The sequence below is a fragment of the Achromobacter sp. HZ34 genome, from assembly GCF_002209485.1.
Lineage (GTDB): Bacteria > Pseudomonadota > Gammaproteobacteria > Burkholderiales > Burkholderiaceae_B > Bordetella_C.
This window is the reverse complement of the sequence record NZ_NJIX01000001.1, coordinates 407,379-423,513: the sequence shown is the minus strand read 5'-3', so window position 1 is coordinate 423,513 and position 16,135 is coordinate 407,379. Positions and strand designations below refer to the sequence as shown.

Annotated in this window: 13 protein-coding genes; 8 read left to right on the top strand and 5 right to left on the bottom strand. The window is 64.8% G+C overall.

Features of this window, described 5'->3' with window-relative positions; translation table 11 throughout:
• The 8 genes from CEY05_RS01765 (at position 1) to hutG (ending at position 9,481) form a co-directional block, all read left to right on the top strand.
• Entirely contained in the window at positions 1 to 753 is a 753-nt protein-coding gene (locus tag CEY05_RS01765; RefSeq protein WP_088595673.1) for a LamB/YcsF family protein, read from the top strand.
• 193 nt (positions 754 to 946) lie between these two features.
• Positions 947 to 2,566, top strand: a complete 1,620-nt coding sequence (locus tag CEY05_RS01760) for an ABC transporter substrate-binding protein (protein ID WP_088595672.1) — start codon at positions 947 to 949, stop codon at positions 2,564 to 2,566.
• 16 nt (positions 2,567 to 2,582) lie between these two features.
• On the top strand, positions 2,583 to 3,569 hold the full coding sequence (locus CEY05_RS01755; RefSeq protein ID WP_088595671.1) for an ABC transporter permease: 987 nt from the start codon (positions 2,583 to 2,585) through the stop codon (positions 3,567 to 3,569).
• 3 nt (positions 3,570 to 3,572) lie between these two features.
• On the top strand, positions 3,573 to 4,412 hold the full coding sequence (locus tag CEY05_RS01750) for an ABC transporter permease (protein ID WP_088595670.1): 840 nt from the start codon (positions 3,573 to 3,575) through the stop codon (positions 4,410 to 4,412).
• Positions 4,413 to 4,416: 4 nt separating this feature from the next.
• Positions 4,417 to 6,168, top strand: a complete 1,752-nt coding sequence (locus CEY05_RS01745; RefSeq protein ID WP_088595669.1) for an ABC transporter ATP-binding protein — start codon at positions 4,417 to 4,419, stop codon at positions 6,166 to 6,168.
• Between the two features lie 20 nt (positions 6,169 to 6,188).
• Positions 6,189 to 7,460, top strand: a complete 1,272-nt coding sequence (locus CEY05_RS01740; RefSeq protein ID WP_088596184.1) for a Zn-dependent hydrolase — start codon at positions 6,189 to 6,191, stop codon at positions 7,458 to 7,460.
• A gap of 154 nt (positions 7,461 to 7,614) precedes the next feature.
• Positions 7,615 to 8,628: a hydroxyacid dehydrogenase gene (locus tag CEY05_RS01735; RefSeq protein WP_088595668.1), complete on the top strand. Its 1,014-nt coding sequence runs from the start codon at positions 7,615 to 7,617 to the stop codon at positions 8,626 to 8,628.
• A 49-nt stretch (positions 8,629 to 8,677) separates the two neighbouring features.
• On the top strand, positions 8,678 to 9,481 hold the full coding sequence (gene hutG, locus CEY05_RS01730) for an N-formylglutamate deformylase (protein ID WP_088595667.1): 804 nt from the start codon (positions 8,678 to 8,680) through the stop codon (positions 9,479 to 9,481).
• Between the two features lie 103 nt (positions 9,482 to 9,584).
• Here hutG and CEY05_RS01725 read toward each other — a convergent pair whose 3' ends face one another.
• From CEY05_RS01725 to CEY05_RS01705, 5 genes are all read right to left on the bottom strand, one after another.
• Positions 9,585 to 10,253 (bottom strand): hypothetical protein, encoded by a 669-nt coding sequence (locus CEY05_RS01725; protein ID WP_158219231.1) that lies wholly within the window; start codon positions 10,251 to 10,253, stop codon positions 9,585 to 9,587.
• Positions 10,254 to 10,697: 444 nt separating this feature from the next.
• Positions 10,698 to 12,077 (bottom strand): cytochrome c, encoded by a 1,380-nt coding sequence (locus CEY05_RS01720; RefSeq protein ID WP_088595665.1) that lies wholly within the window; start codon positions 12,075 to 12,077, stop codon positions 10,698 to 10,700.
• A 13-nt stretch (positions 12,078 to 12,090) separates the two neighbouring features.
• The gene (locus tag CEY05_RS01715) at positions 12,091 to 13,866 is read right to left on the bottom strand and encodes a GMC family oxidoreductase (RefSeq protein WP_088595664.1); all 1,776 of its coding nucleotides are present in this window, start codon (positions 13,864 to 13,866) and stop codon (positions 12,091 to 12,093) included.
• Between the two features lie 3 nt (positions 13,867 to 13,869).
• Positions 13,870 to 14,604 (bottom strand): gluconate 2-dehydrogenase subunit 3 family protein, encoded by a 735-nt coding sequence (locus CEY05_RS01710; RefSeq protein WP_088595663.1) that lies wholly within the window; start codon positions 14,602 to 14,604, stop codon positions 13,870 to 13,872.
• A gap of 533 nt (positions 14,605 to 15,137) precedes the next feature.
• The gene (locus CEY05_RS01705) at positions 15,138 to 15,947 is read right to left on the bottom strand and encodes a FadR/GntR family transcriptional regulator (protein WP_088595662.1); all 810 of its coding nucleotides are present in this window, start codon (positions 15,945 to 15,947) and stop codon (positions 15,138 to 15,140) included.
• Positions 15,948 to 16,135: the final 188 nt, after the last annotated feature.

Sequence of the window (16,135 nt, the reverse complement as noted above, 5' to 3'; positions counted from 1 at the left end):
ATGCCTTCCATCGACATCAACTGTGACATGGGCGAGAGCTTCGGCGCCTGGGTCATGGGCCAGGACAGCGAGCTGATGCCCCACATCACCGCCGCCAACATCGCCTGCGGCTTTCATGCCGGCGATCCGGACGTCATGCTGGCGACCGTGCGCGCTGCCATCGAGCACAACGTTGCCATCGGCGCCCACCCCGGTTTGCCCGACCTGCAGGGCTTCGGCCGCCGCGTCATGGCGATGACGGCCGACGAAGTCTATGCCCTCGTGGTGTACCAGGTAGGCGCCCTGCAGGCCATGGCCCGTTCGCAAGGCGGCCGGCTGCATCACGTGAAGACCCACGGCGCGCTCTACAACATGACCGCGCGCGATCCCGCCCTGGCCGATGCCGTCGCCCGCGCGGTGGCCGATGTCGATCCCGCCCTGCCCATCTACGTCGCCAACGCGCCCATCGCCAAGGCCACGCTGGACCGCGGCCTGACCGCCATCTACGAAGTCTATGCCGACCGCACGTACCAGGACGACGGCACGCTGACGCCGCGCTCGCAGCCGCACGCCATGATCGAGGATGTAGCCCAGGCCATCGCCCAGGTCAAACGCATGGTCAAGGAAGGCGTGGTGCGCGCCTTGTCCGGCAAGGACGTGCCGATCAAGGCCGACACCTTGTGCATACACGGCGACCAGCCCGGCGCCGCGGTGTTCGCCCGCGACATCCGCGCCGCGCTGCAAGCCGAAGGAATCGAAGTACGGACGGTATAGCAAGCCGTTCATGCGGATAGCGGCCGCGTACTCAAGGGGAGACCCGGCCGCCGTCCACACGTAGCAAGACCACCCCGCCAAGACCACGTAGCCACGTGGTCGGAGGGGAGCTTTTTTCCGATCCGGTGCCGACACCGTAACAGCCGCCCTCAGTGTCGCCACACCGCCACCGCCCAGCCCAGGAGTGACCTGCATGTCTTCCACCTCACACAACAAACCCGCGGCCTTGCGCCGCATCAACAGCCCGCTGCTGAAAGGCCCCCTTCTGTCGGCCGCCTTCGCCGCCGTGCTCGCCCTCGCCAGCACCACGGGCGCCCAGGCCCAGACCCAGGGCGGCACGCTGCGCGCCATCGTGCAGCCGGAGCCGCCCATGCTGATGCTGGGCCTGAACCAGCAGATTCCCACGCAATACGTGGCCGGCAAGATCTATGAAAGCCTGCTGACCTGGTCGCCGGACCTGAAGCCGCAACCCGGCCTGGCGCGCGCCTGGCACATCTCGGACGACGGCAAGACCTACACCTTCGACCTGCAGCAGGGCGTGACCTGGCACGACGGCAAGCCCTTCAGCGCCGACGACGTGGTCTTCAGCATCGACAAATTCCTGCGCGCCGTGCATCCGCGCGCCCGCGTCATCATCAACCAGTTCGTCGACTCGGTCACCGCGCTGGCGCCGGACAAGGTCGAGATAAAGCTGAAGACGCCCTTCGCGCCTTTCCTCAAGGCCTTCGTCAGCGACAACATGCCTATCGTCCCCAAGCATCTGTACGACGGCACCGACTACCTGAACAATCCCAACAACCAGCACCCCATCGGCACCGGCCCCTTCATGTTCAAGAACTGGAACAAGGGTTCGGTCATCGAGCTGGCACGTAACCCGTATTACTGGCAAAAGGGCAAGCCCTACCTGGACGGCATCGTGTTCAGCGTGATCCCGGATTCCGCTTCGCGCGCCGTGGCGTTCGAACGGGGCGACGTGGACGTGCTGCGCAGCGGCGACGTCGACAACGTCGACATCAAGCGGCTGAAGGCCCTGCCCGGCGTGGACTACACCACCAATGGCTGGGAAATGTTCGCGCAGCAGGCCTACATCCAGATGAACCAGCGCAAGCCGCCCTTCGACAACGTCAAGGTGCGCCAGGCGGTGATGTACGCGCTGAACCGCAAGTTCATCGTCGACAACATCTTCTTCGGCCTGGGCAAGGTGTCCACCGGCCCGATCTCGTCGAAGACGCCTTTCTACAGCGCCGACGTGACGCAGTATCCGTACGACATCAAGAAGGCGCGCGCCCTGGTCAAGGAATCGGGCGTGGACGTGTCCAAGCCCATCAAGATCCTGTCGTATCCCTACGGCGCGGCCTGGGACCGCCTGGGCGAATACACCCGCCAGGCCCTGCAGCAGATCGGTTTCAACGTGGACATGGAAGCGGCCGACGCCGGCACCTGGTCCAAGCGCGTCGCCGATTTCGACTTCGACTTGACCTTCAGCTTCACCTCGCAGTACGGCGATCCCGCCCTGGGCGTGTCGCGCCTGTTCCTCACGCGCAACATCGTCAAGGGTTCGGCCTTCGTCAACAACGTGGGCTACAAGAACGCCGAAGCGGACGCCTTGTGGGACAAGGCCGCAACGGCCACCTCGGACGCCGACCGCGCGCAGGCCTACCAGCAGGTGCAGAAGATGCTCGTCGACGACGTCGCCAACGGCTACCTGTTCGAGATCGAGAACCCCACGCTGTACCGCGCCAAGGTGCATAACCTGGTGAAGACGGCCATCGGCCTGAACGACACCTTCGCCGACGTCTACATCGACAAGTAAGCCGGGAGCCCACGCCTTGAAGACCCTGTCGTATTTCGCCTCCCGGCTTGGGAAAGCCGTCATCGTCGTACTCGGCGTGGTGATCCTGAATTTCCTGTTGATCCGCATGGCACCCGGCGACCCCGCCGCGGTGCTGGCCGGCGAGGCCGGTGCTTCCGACCCCGCCTATGTGCAGCAGCTGCGCAAGGAGTTCGGCCTGGACCAGCCGGTCTATGTGCAGCTGGGCACCTATCTCAAAGGCATCGTCCGTCTCGACCTGGGCTATTCCTACCGTGAACGGGTGCCGGTGCTGAACCTGATCATGGACCGCCTGCCCGCCACGCTCCTGCTGATGGGCTGCGCTTTCATATTCTCGGTCGCGCTGGGCATGCTGGCGGGCGTCATCGCCGCGCGCGCCCGCTACGAAGGGCGCCGGCGCTGGCTGGACAGCACCATCATGAGCGGCGCCCTGCTGATCTACGCCACGCCGCAATTCTGGCTGGCGCTGCTGGCCGTGATTTTCTTTTCCCTGACCCTGGGCTGGCTGCCGCCCTTCGGCATGGAGACCGTGGCATCGACCCTGACAGGCTGGGCCCGCGTCGGCGATATCGCGCAACACCTGGTGCTGCCCACCGTCTCGCTGGGCTGCTTCTTCATGGCCATCTACGCCCGCCTGACCCGCGCCTCCATGCTGGAAGTGCTGGGCATGGACTTCATCAAGACCGCCCGCGCCAAGGGCGTGCCCGTGCAGCAGATCATCCGCCGCCACGCCCTGCGCAACGCCCTGCTGCCGGTGATCACCTTCGCCGGCATCCAGCTGGGCCAGATGGCCGGCGGCGCGGTGCTGACCGAGACCGTGTTCGGCTGGCCCGGCATCGGCCGCCTGATGTTCGACGCCCTGGTCGCGCGCGACTATCAGTTGCTGCTGGGCGTGTTCCTGGTCACCTCGACCATGGTGGTGGTCTTCAACCTGATCACCGACCTGATCTACCGCTTCGTCGATCCCCGCATCCAGGGAAGCTGATTCATGAAAGCCTTTGTCAAACGTTTCTGCGCCCATCGCGGCGCCACCGCGGGTGTCGTCATCCTGCTGGCCGTGATCCTGGTCGGCCTGCTGGCTCCCCTCTGGTTCGATGAATCGCCGTGGATGATGGTGGCGTCGCCGCTGCTGGCGCCCTTCAGCGACCCGTCCTATCCCCTGGGTACCGACATGCTGGGCCGCGACATCGCCTCGGGCTTGGCCTACGGCGCCCGCGTGTCATTGCTGATCGGCGTCATTTCCACCGCCGTCGCCGTATTGATCGGCATCCTGGTGGGCGCGCTGGCCGGCTACTTCGGCGGCCGGCTGGACGATTTCCTGATGCGCCTGACCGAGTTCTTCCAGACCATTCCGCAGTTGGCCATGGCCATGGTGCTGGTGGCGATCTTCAAGCCCAATCTGGTATCCATCGTCGGCGCCATCGCCATCGTGTCGTGGCCACCGGTGGCGCGCCTGGTGCGATCGGAATTCATGACCCTGCGCACGCGTGAATTCGTGCAGGCGGCGGTGGTGATCGGGCAGCGCCCGCTGCGCATCATCATGACGCAGATCCTGCCCAATGCCGCGTCGCCCATCATCGTCACGGCTTCGCTGATGACGGCCACGTCCATCCTTACCGAATCGGCGCTGTCCTTCATGGGCCTGGGCGACCGCAACCTGATGAGCTGGGGTTTCATGATAGGCGCGGCCCGCACCATGTTGCGCGAAGCACCGATGATGAGCCTGTGGCCGGGCCTGGCCATCATGCTGACCGTGCTGGCCATCAACCTGATCGGCGAAGGCTTGAACGACGCCCTCAATCCGCAACTGCGCAAACGTGGAGCGTGATGCCATGACAGACTCCACCCACAACATACCCGCGGCGCCGCTGCTGTCCATCCGCGACCTCACCATCGCCCTGCCGCGCGGCGGCGATCGCCCGCATGCCGTCAAGGACATCAGCTTCGACATCCGCGCCGGCGAAATCCTGTGCATCGTCGGCGAGTCCGGCTCGGGCAAGTCGATGAGCGCCAATGCCATCATGGGCCTGTTGCCCGACTATCTGCGCCCGCAGGGCGGCCAGATCATGTTCGACGGCCGCGACCTGCTGCAGCTGGACGAAGACACCCTGCGCGGCATGCGTGGCCGCGAGATGGCCATGATCTTCCAGGAACCCCTGTCGGCGCTCAACCCGCTGCAGACGGTCGGCGACCAGATCGACGAAGTCATGCGCGTGCACAACGTCGGCAACGCCGAGTCGCGCGAAAAGCGCGTCCTCGACCTGCTGGAATTCGTCGGCCTGCCGGAACCGGCCACCCTACGCCAAGCCTGGCCTTTCCGTCTGTCCGGCGGCCAGCGCCAGCGCGTGATGATCGCCATGGCGCTGGCGCTGGAACCGCGCCTGCTGATCGCCGACGAGCCCACTACCGCGCTGGACGTGACGACGCAGGCCCAGATTCTTGCGCTCATCGCCCGCATCCAGCGGGAAAAAGGCATGGGTGTGATGTTCGTCACGCACGACTTCGGCGTGGTCGCGGAAATCGCCGACCGCGTGGCGGTGATGGAGAAAGGCATCCTGGTGGAGGAAGGTCCGGCCGAACAAGTGCTGAACCGTCCGCGCCACCCGTACACCCGCCGCCTGATCGCCGCCGTCCCCAGCCAGCAGGCCAGCGCCGGCGAGCGCCGCGCGGCCGGCCCGCGTCCCGTGCTGCAGGTGAAGAACCTGAACAAGGTCTACGCCACCGGCGGCGGCCTGTTCCACAAGAAGCGCGTGGTGCATGCCGTCAACGACGTCAGCTTCAGCGTCGGCCGTGGCCAGACCCTGGGCATCGTCGGCGAGTCCGGCTCGGGCAAGTCGACCATAGGCAAGTGCCTGCTCAAGCTGCTGGACATCGACGGCGGCCAGATGCTGTTCGACGGCCAGGACATCGCGCCGCTGCCGGAGGCCCAGTTCCGCGCGCAGCGTTGCAAGATCCAGATGATCTTCCAGGACCCGTTCGCGTCCTTGAACCCGCGCCAGACCGTGGGCCGCATACTCTGCGACGGGCCGCTGGCCAACGGCGTGTCGCGCCAGCACGCGGAGGAACGTGCGCGCGAGCTGCTCAAGCTGGTGGAACTGGATCCCTCCGCCTTCGACCGTTATCCGGTGGAGTTCTCCGGCGGCCAGCGCCAGCGCATCGGCATCGCGCGCGCCCTGGCCATGGAGCCGCAATTGATCGTGGCCGATGAATCCGTGTCGGCACTGGACGTATCCGTGCAGGCCCAGGTGCTGAAGCTGTTGCAGGACGTGCAGCAGCGCCTGCAGCTGGCCTTGATCTTCATCACGCACGACCTGCGCGTGGCGGCGCAGATCTGCGATCACCTGCTGGTGATGCATCGCGGCCGCGTGGTGGAACAAGGGCCGCCCGCGCAGATCTTCGACAACCCGCAAGATCCCTATACGCGCCAACTCATCGCGGCCATGCCGGGACGCGACTGGGATCCGACGGCGGCCATTACCACCGATGTGAACGCGGCGGCGACCATCGCCACCGCATCCGCCACGCCGGCCCTGGCGGGCATGGCGGCAGCGGCCGGCCTGCCATTCAATCATCCGGCGACTTGATGCCGACGACGTTTTCAACCATGACTGAACCCGACATCGCCCTCGCCGAACGCCTCTTCGACCAGCTGCGCGCGCGGAGCCACGACGGCGTGGGCATCACGCGCGACACCTACGGCCCAGGGGAACAGGCGGGCCACGACATCATGGAGGCCTGCGCGCGCCAACTGGGCCTGGAAGTGCGCAAGGACGCCGCGCTGAATCTTTACCTGACCCTGCCCGGGCGGCAACGTGACCTGCCCGCCGTGGTGACCGGCTCGCATCTGGACTCCGTGCCGCGCGGCGGCAACTTCGATGGCGCGGCAGGCGTGGTGGCGGGTCTGGCGGTCCTGGCCGGTTGGGTACGCGCCGGCCTGACGCCCCAACGCGACGTCGTCGTCATGGGCATACGCGCCGAGGAAAGCGCCTGGTTTCCCGTGTCCTACGTCGGCAGCAAAGCCGCCTTCGGCCTGCTCGATGCAGCGGCCTTGCAAAGCGCGCGCGCCGATACCCGACGCTCCCTGGGCGATCACATGCGCGACTGCGGCGGCCAACCGGAACTGGTGGCCGCCGGCGTGCCCACGCTGCGCGCCGCCGAGCTGGATTGCTTCGTCGAATTGCACATCGAGCAAGGGCCCGTGCTGATCGGCGGCGGCCAGGCCCTGGGGGTGGTGAGCGGCATCTGCGGCAGCCACCGCTACCGCGACGCCCGCGTGCGCGGACGCTATGCGCATTCGGGCGCCACGCCACGCGGCCATCGCGCCGACGCCGTGGTGGCCCTGGCGGCCTTGATCGACCGGCTGCAGGACGCGTGGGCCGAACTGGAAGCGGACGGCCACGAATTGACGCTGACCTTTGGCCAGGTCTACACGGATCCCAAGCAGGCGGACTTCAGCAAGGTTCCCGGCCTGGCGTCCTTCACGGTCGACATCCGTTCACGCGATACCGATACCCTGCGCCTGATGGATGAGCGGCTGCACGAAACCGCCAACGCCATCGCCGTTGCGCAAGGCGTAAGCTTCGAGTGGGGGCCGGTGTCGGGCAGCCAGCCGGCGCTCATGGATGACGCGCTGCGCCAGGCCTTGCACGACGCGGCAGCCGCTGCCGACGCCAGCGTGCGCGACATGCCCAGCGGCGCGGGCCACGATAGCGCCACGTTCGCCAACCAGGGCGTGCCCAGCGCGATGCTGTTCGTGCGCAATGCCAACGGCAGCCATAACCCGGACGAAGCCATGGCGATGGCGGATTTCGCGGCGGGCGTACGTACGCTGGGACAGGTGCTGGGACAAAGGGCCGGACTGAGCGGGCCGGAGTGAGCAGGCCGAATTGGGCGGACCAGAATGCACGGACCAGATGCGCGGACCGAACTGCGCGATCCACAACGAGGCCCTACCCCCGCAAAGCATCGAACTAAAGCAAAGCACGACAGCAAAACCCAGTATTTCAGCAAAGCAAGAAAGGAAATTTTCGATGCCCACCTGCGTCATCGCCCAACCCGTCCATCCCAGCGGCCCGCAACGCATGCGGGACGCCGGCATGGAAGTCATCGAGCCGCCCGGCACCACGCTGGATGCCTTGCGCCAGGTCATCGCGCAAGCGGATGCCGTGCTGGTGCGCGACAGCCTGCCCGCCGATCTGATCGACATGGCGGCGCATCTGTGCGTAATCGCCAATCACGGCACCGGCACCGACAAGATCGCCGTGGCCCATGCCACCGACCTAGGCATTCCCGTGGTGTACACCCCGTCGGCCAATGTGCAGGCGGTGGCGGAGCACGCGCTGATGCTGATGCTGGCCACCGCGCGCCAGGCCGTGCAGGCGGACGCCGCGACCCGCAAGGGCCACTGGCGTTTCAAGTATGAGCAGCCGATGGTGTCGCTGTGCGGCAAGACACTGGGCATCATCGGCTTGGGCCGCACCGGCCGCCTGCTGTGCGGCATGGTGACACAAGCGCTGGGCATGCAGGTGGTGGTGTGGTCGCCCAGCCTGCCCGCCGACGAAGCACTGCCGCCGGGCGCGCGCCGCGCCGCCAGCCTGGACGAGCTGCTGGCCGTGGCGGACGTGGTGTCGCTGCATCGTCCGCTGCGTCCGGACACGCGCCACACGCTGGACGCCGCCGCGCTGCGCCGCATGAAGCGCAGCGCCATCGTCATCAACACGTCGCGCGGTGGCCTCATCGACGAAACCGCGCTGGCCGATGCCTTGCGCGAGGGCCATCTGTTCGGCGCGGGCCTGGACGTCTTCGAGACCGAACCCTTGCCCGCCGGCGCCATCGTGGCCGGCCTGCCCAATGTCGTGTTGACGCCGCATGTGGCGGGCTCCGCCCAGGAGGCGCTGCAGGCCACGGCCAGTCAGTGCGCCGACCAGATCATCGCCGTGCTGTCCGGCCGGCGGCCAGCGCATATGGTGCGGCCCGAAGTCTGGGAGCGACGCCGCCACCCGCGTCAGGCCCTGGTCCAGCTTCCTGGCCAGGTTTCCGGCTGAAACCCGTGCCGGCCCCTTCGTTGAACATCGATATCACTGAGCGACCATCATGACCCTGCCCATCGTCAGTCTTGAACAAGGCAGCATTCCGCTGCTGATCTCCATTCCGCACGGCGGCGAATACTTGCCCGAGGACTATGCCCGTCGCATGACCCCGGCCGCGCGCAAGCTGGCCGATACCGACTGGCATCTGTCGCGCCTCTATGACTTCGCGCGGAAGATGGGCGCATCGATGGTGCGCGCCAACTACTCGCGCTACGTGATCGACGTCAACCGGCCCAGCGACGGCGCCGCGCTGTATCCCGGCCAGACCACCACTACCCTGTGCCCGGTGGCGACCTTTCATGGCGAGCCCGTGTACCTGGACGCCGCTGACGTGCCTGACACGGCCGAGACCGCGCAACGGGTGCGCGACTACTGGCAGCCTTATCACGACACCTTGAACGCCGAGCTGCAGCGCGTGCGCCAGCAGCATGGCCACGTGCTGATGTGGGAAGCGCATTCGATCGCCAGCGAACTGCCCTATCTGTTCGATGGCCGCCTGCCCGATCTGAACATCGGCACGTTCAGCGGCGCGGCGTGTGCCCCGGCCTTGCGCGAAGCCGCCATGGCAGCGGCTGCCACCGGCCCGTACACGTGGGTGATCGACGATCGTTTCAAGGGGGGCCACATCACCCGCCATTACGGCCGCCCGCAAGACGGTGTGCACGCCGTGCAGCTGGAAATGGCCCAATGCGTCTACATGGACGAGACCGAACCCTACGGGTATCGGGAAGACCTGGCGGCGAAGCTGCTGCCGACCCTGGATGCCATGGTGAAGAACACGTACCAGGCTTTGATCAAGACAGCTTGAACGGCGCTCGGCGGGCCGCACCACGCCGGCCCTGCCCCGCGGGCGCAGGCTTGCACGCAATACTTCGACGCAGCGCTGCGGCGCAGTGCTTCGATTACTTCAGTCAATCGACGACCGGCTCGCGTGCCAGGTCGTTGATGTGGCCGCCCGGCAAGGCCGACAGCCGTTCGGCCAGGGTGCGCCGATTGCCCAGGATGTCCGCGCTGCGCTCCATGAAGGCCACCTCGCGCGGATGCAGCAGCGTCACCGCCAGCAGGCGCACGGGTCCCTTGGCCGTATCGAAGCTGGCCGGTACCGATCCCGCGTCCAGGCCAATCAGCATGCCGGCCATGCCTTCGGGCGACACCCAGTGTTGCGGCAGTCCCTTCACCTCCAGCAACATCGACAGCACCCCATGCCGCTCGATCAGGCGCTGGAACTGGCCATGATGGGCCACGTTCTGGCTGACCTGGTAAACCAGATCGAAGAACCAGGACCGGGCCAGGTCCTGCAGCCGCTGTCCACGCATCTCCGCATAGACTTCGACACCGAACCCCAGCCGGTCCGCTTGCGGATCGGCACGCGCCGGTTCGAAAGGGTCGCTCAGGCCATTGCTGACGAGCAAGGTCGAGTCGGGCCGGTGAATCACATTCCACGCTTGGCGCATCGCCGGCCAGGCCGGTCCGCCGACAAGGGCGGGGTTGACCAGCGGCGCCAGCACGTCCGGTTCTACCTCGCCCAGCAAGGCGTAGCACGCGTCGCGCGCCGCCGCGGCGGCTTCGAAATCCGCCAAGGTATCGCAGTCCAAACGCGCGGGCTCAGCCGCCATTTCTCGTAGCGGCAACGTCGGTAACGATGTTGATGTTGGCGTCGGCGTCGGCGCTACGCCGTGATCCGCGACCCTGCGCACCGGAGCCGGCGTCACGCCGTGATCCGCGCCCCTGGCTACCGCGGACGCGTCAACCGCGCCGCGCCGGCGCCGCCCTTTCAACCCAAGTAGTTCTCTCCACCAGCTCATGTCCACCTTGTCCCCTGGTGGCAGGCGCAAGGGCACCGTCCTCATGCTCGGACGCGCACCTCCACATCCACCACAATTTCATCTCATTATTCTAAGATGAGACAAAATCTAACAACTTCCCGCTGAATAGAATCTGAAAAATACCTGCCAGCCACAGCGCTAAAACAAAAAAACGGCCATCCGAAGATGGCCGTTCCTTTTGTCGCGACAGCGGCAGACTTAACGCTTCGGCTCCGCCACGGCGCCCGAATCCTTGCGGATCTTGGCGACCTGGTCGGCGGTGACCGCCGATGCCTTGTTGCCCCAGCTCGTGCGCACGAAGGTCAGCACGTCGGCGATGTCCTGATTGGTCAGGCGATCGTCGAAAGCCGGCATGCCATAGTGCGTCGGACCCGCCTTGGTCCAGGGCATCTCGCCACCGCGCAACACGATGGAGATCAGCGAGGTCGGATCGGCCGAGTTGACCGCCGAATTCTGCGCCAGCACCGGGAAGGTCTGCTCGTAGCCCTTGCCCGACGCGCGGTGGCAGGCCATGCAGTTGTCCACGAAGGTCAGCGCGCCGTTGCTGCGGTCCGCACCGGAGATCAGTGCCTTGTACGCCGTGTCGTCGTAAGCCAGGGCCTTGGCGTTGGAATCGACGGGCTTGAGCGTCTTCAGGTACTTGGCGATGGCCGTCAGGTCCTCGTCGCTCGCGTGCTGCAAGCTGTTCTCGACCACGTCGGCCATGCCGCCGAAGGCAGCGGTATGGTCGTTGCGGCCGCTCTTGAGGAACGCGACGATATCGGCTTCCGTCCACTTGCCCAGGCCGTCGGTGATGTCACCGCGCAGGTTCTTGGCAAGGTAGTTGTCGATGACCCCACCCGACAGGAACTCGGTGTCGCCATCCGACAGCGTCTTTTCCTGATAACCCATGCCGCGCGGCGTATGGCACGCCGAGCAATGGCCCAGGCCGTCGACCAGGTACTTGCCGCGCAATACGGCATCCTTGTCGGCCGCCGCATCGTCGGTCACCACGTCAGGCGCATACACATGGCGCCAGATCGACAGCGGCCAACGCATGGACAGCGGCCACGTGATGTCGGAGTCCTTGTTGGCTTGCGCCACCGGCTGCACGCCGTGCATGAAGTACGCGTACAACGCCTTGATGTCCGACGGGCGGATCTTGGCGTAGTTCGGGTACGGCATGGCGGGATACAGCGTGGAGCCATCCTTGCCTATGCCATGACGCACGGCATTGTCGAAGTCTTCCAGCGTGAAGTTGCCGATGCCGGTGTCCTTGTCCGGCGTGATGTTGGTCGAATAGATCTTGCCCACCGGGGTGTCGAAACCCAGGCCGCCGGCGAAGGGCTTGCCCTTCTCCGCCGTGTGGCAGGCAACGCAATCACCCAGCTTGGCCAGATAGCCGCCGCGGGCGATGAGTTGTTGATCTTCCGAACCGGCCGGGGCCTGCGCCTGGCCCGCCGCCGGAGCGGTGGAGGCCTTGGGCGCCGTGGCCGGCGTGGTCGAGGCGTCGGACTGCGTCGACGACTGGCTCCAGGCAATGCTGGAGGCCGTGGCGCTTGCCAGGATGAGGGTCGCGATAGCGTAACGATTCAGCATGTCGATTCCCCCCTCAAGCCTGCACCAGCGGACCGGGCGATTTCAGGTATTGCTCCTTGATCGCTTTCACCGCATGGTAAGCCAGCGCGACCACCGCGCCCGTGGGGTTGTAGCCCATGTTCTGCGGGAAGGCCGAAGCGCCCAGCACGAACAGGTTGGAGACATCCCAGCTTTGCAGGTACTTGTTGACCACGCTATTGGTCGGATTCGTGCCCATGATGGCGCCGCCGGTCGTGTGGGTGGATTGATACACCCGGGTGTCGTAATGCTGGCCCTTCTTGCGAATGGCGCGTATCACCTTCTCCGGCTTCATCGCCTTGCCCACTTCTTCCATGCGATCGCCCAGGTAGCCCAGCATGTCGTATTCGTTGTCATGCCAGTCGAAGGTCATGCGCAACAGCGGCAGGCCATGCGAGTCCTTGTACGTGGGATCCAGGTCCAGGTAGGCGTCGCGATACGACATCACAGAACCGGAAATACCGATCGACATATGGCGCTGGTAGGCATCGGCCACGCCGGCCTTCCACTTGCTGCCCCACGACGGCGTGCCCGGAGGCGTCGGCGTCTGGCTGATGGGACGGCCGCCGTAACGTATGTGGCGGATGCTGGCGCCGCCCAGGAAGCCGAGCTTGCCGTGGTCAAACTGGCCGCCGTTCAGGTCGTCCATGCCGACGCCGCCGGCGCCCGTGCCGATGAAGGGGTTCAGCTGCGTGCCCTTGGGCAGCAGCGCGCTGATCGAACCGTTCATCTGGTAGGCGTAGTTCTTGCCGACCACGCCGTCACCGGTCTTGGGATCGTAAGGCTTGCCGATACCTGACAGCAGCAGCAGGCGCACGTTGTGCATCTGGTATGCGGCCGAGATCACCAGATCCGCGGGCTGTTCCGTTTCGCGGCCCTGGGCGTCGACATAGGTCACGCCGGTGGCCTTCTTCTTGTCGGAATCCAGGTTGATGCGCGTCACATACGACAACGGGCGCACTTCGAAGTTTTCCTTCTTCAGCAGCACCGGCAGGATGGTCGTCTGCGGCGAGGCCTTCGAGTACATATAGCAGCCGAAGTCTTCGCAGAAACCGCAGAAATTACAGGGGCCGAGACGCACGCCGTAGATGTTGGTGTACGGCTTGGACGCATTGGCCGCGGGGGCCGGATACGGGTGGAAACCCACTTCCTTGGCAGCCTTCTCGAAGATCTGCGCGCCCAGCGTGTTGACCAGCGGCGGGTTGGGGAATTCGCGTTTGCGCGCGCCTTCCAGGGGATTGCCGCCCTCGACGATCTTGCCGTTCAGGTTGCCGGCCTTGCCGGACGTACCCATCAGGTATTCGCCCTTGTCGAAATGCTCTTCCAGTTCGTCGTACGTGACGCCGAAGTCCTGGATGGTCATGTTCTCGGGGATGAACTTCTTGCCGTAGCGCTCTTCATAGTGCGAACGCAGTTGCAGTTCTTCCGGCAGCATGCGGTAGTGCATACCGTTCCAGTGGAAACCCGCGCCGCCCACGCCATTACCCAGCAGGAACGAACCGTTCTGGCGATAAGGCACCGCCAGGTCGTTCGGGTTGTGGCGGATGGTGACGGTTTCCTTGCTCAGTTCCTGGAACAGCTTGCCGCGCACGGCATAGTCCAGTTCGTCGATGACCTTGGGGTATTGCGCGTCGGTGGGCGTGTCGCGCATCGCGCCACGTTCCAGCGCCACCACGTTCAGGCCTTCGCTGGTCAGCTCCTGCGCCAGGATGGACCCGGTCCAGCCGAGGCCGATGATGACGACGTCGACTTTGTCTTTCTTGATTGCCATGAATTATCCTCGGCGTCCGGAGATCGAAACAGGCCCGTACGGGTACTTTTCACCGGGGCGGTCGGCCCAGTCGGCGAAGTCGGCACGGGCACCAGGGAAGCCCATCAGCTTCCAACCCACCATGTCGGCGTTACCGCCGTGGATGGGATCGGACAGGAAGCCTTCCTTGGTGTTCTTCAACAGATAGCCGAAGAAAGTGTTGGCGGGCACCTGGTCGAACTTGACCTTGTTGTGCTCCATATCGCTCAGCACCGTTTCCTGCGTGGCGTGATCCAGCTCGGCGAAGATCTTGTTGTTGTATTGCTTCTTGCAATACGCGTCACAGGCGGCGATGCCCAGGCGATAGATGTCGCGCGGCGCCAGGCTCAGCTGGTAGCCCATTTCGGGCGTCTGGTCGGTGTGGAAAGGCCCTTGCATGTACCACAGCTTGCCGTGGCCGTAAGGCAGTTCCATCTGCTTGTCGAGGAAGACCGGAACCTGCGCGGCCACCGCGCCCGGACCCAGTTCGTCCGCGGGGATCAGACGATCGACCGCGGCCTGGAGGAATTTCCATTCGTCCGCGGTGAAATAGCGAGGGTCGTAGGGAGTGGTGCTGCCGGTGGCGGCCGTCGGGGTCGACGTGCCGCTGCTACAGGCCGTCTGCGTGAGCGCCGCGCCCGTTGCCAGCGTCGACGCTGGAACGATGGATATCACCTGGCGCAAAAACTTGCGCCGCGGCTCTTGATCGTCATTGGACATGGATGTCTTCGCTAGTGTCCAGGACACTGACGCGAGTCGCACTCGGTATCGCCTCGCATCAGTACCCTGATGATTTGAGAAAAAACGCGAGATCGCTTCCGGAATTGCACATGGACGAAGTCCATGTCCCCACCCTGCACCGCGGCCATGCCTTGCTAAAAACTGCACAGATGACAGCTCAGTGAGCGACCCAACAGGGTTGGTCGCTATACAGCAAAACGAGTAAAGCACTACGAAGCAATCGGCAATTCATTAATCGATCGCGACCGAATGTTAACCCTTTTCTAATGAAACTGGAAAATTCCTACACAAAAGTTTCGCTGACTTTTAGCTGAGTAACGATGCGTAATTGCTCGTGGAAATTTTACGAGTTTGGTTCCCCTGAGAGAGAAAGAACTGGTCTCCGCGCGCCTCGCGCACCCGTTTGTTTTTTGGAAAATACAAACGGCCCTATTCGGCGTGTATTAAGCCAATAAATAGGACCGCTTATTCAGAACGATTTTCAGTAATGAAAACGCGCCCCATTATCCCGTTCAGGGCGCGAATGTCTCGTCCAGCGTGCGCATGCGCGAATTGTTGATGTGTTCGCGCATGGCATCGCGCGCCTCGTCCGGCTTTTCATTCTTGATCGCCAGGAAGATCCGTTCATGCTCGCGCTGCACCTGGCGGCCCCGGCTTGCCGCGCTGGCCAGGGCCAGGCTGCGCATCACGCGCATGTAGTCGAAGATCTGCGTGGCCAGCGACTGCAGCGCGGTCACGAACAGATCGTTGCGGCATGCCAGGGCAATGGCCTGGTGGAAGCGGAAGTCCGCTTCGTTGCCCACCTGGCGATTGTCCAGCGCGCGCTGCATGTCGTTGAGCGCCGCTTCCATCGCGGCCAGGTCGTCATCATTGCGGCGCAAGGCAGCCATATAGGCGGCATCGCCTTCGATGGCACGGCGCAGTTCCATGCATCGCACCAGCTCTGCCAGGCCGCCGATGGGCGCCAGGCGCACCAGTTCCGGGCTGGGACGGCGCCTTACGTAGGAACCGGCGCCCCGCTGCGACACGACGACGCCGTCGGTCTGCAAACGGAATAGCGCTTCCCGTACCACGGGCCGGGATACGCCGAAGGCCGCGCATAGATCGAACTCCGACGGCAGCCGGCTTTCCTCCGGGTACTTGCCCTGGATGATCTGCTGCAGCAGTTGATCGTATAGCTGGTCGGCCAGGCGCGGCGGCCGTTCAGGAATGCGGAAGCCGTCGGCGTTACGGGGCGGATCGGCGGGCCGCGTGGCATCCGCCGCCGCGGGCGTGCCGCGTTCGGTGCTTGGCCGGGGGATTTCGTTGCGAGCTTTCTTCATGGGCGTGATTTTTTGGGGGCCAGTATATCGCCTGCCGTGCGCTGCACGGGACGGCGAAAACACTAGTTGCCTTACAACTTAACAATGATGTAATTTAGCCAAAAAACGATGCCTATGGAGACAAAAACCGACCGTTGCAAACGGGTCGGTCCCGCCGCCAGTTACCAACGGTAGCTGTACGTACGGCG